Origin of the sequence: Kitasatospora putterlickiae (assembly GCF_039527695.1) — a bacterium.
Lineage (GTDB): Bacteria > Actinomycetota > Actinomycetes > Streptomycetales > Streptomycetaceae > Kitasatospora > Kitasatospora putterlickiae.
The window spans coordinates 38627-38956 of the sequence record NZ_BAAAKJ010000056.1 but is presented as its reverse complement, the minus strand read 5'-3'; the positions used below and the strand labels follow the sequence as shown (position 1 = coordinate 38956).

The following is a 330-nucleotide window of genomic DNA, read 5'->3' as shown; positions in this document are numbered from 1 at the left end:
CGCGAGCAGGACGCGCGCCCGGGACGTCGACGACCCGGCCAGCGCGGCGACGTCCCGCTCGTCGACGCCCGCCCCGGGAAGCAGCCCGGACAGCACGAAGGCCCTCCCGACGTCCCCCGACAGCGCCCGCCGGCCGGCCCGCAGTGCGGCGGCCAACCCGTCGGAGCCCGCCCGCCGTTCCTCGTCCAACTCGGCCACCAGCGCCGCGACGCTCCCGCCACCCGCCGCGAGCCGAGCACCCAACAGTCCTACCGCCAGCGGCAGTTGGTCGCAGAGCGCGACCAGCCGCGCGGCGGCGTCCGGTTCTCCGGCGACCCGCGCGGCCCCGCC

1 pseudogene is annotated in these 330 nt (G+C 79.7%); it reads right to left on the bottom strand.

Annotated features, from left to right (window positions below):
* Positions 1-330 (bottom strand): annotated as a pseudogene (locus ABD308_RS06655) (hypothetical protein); the annotation flags it as partial.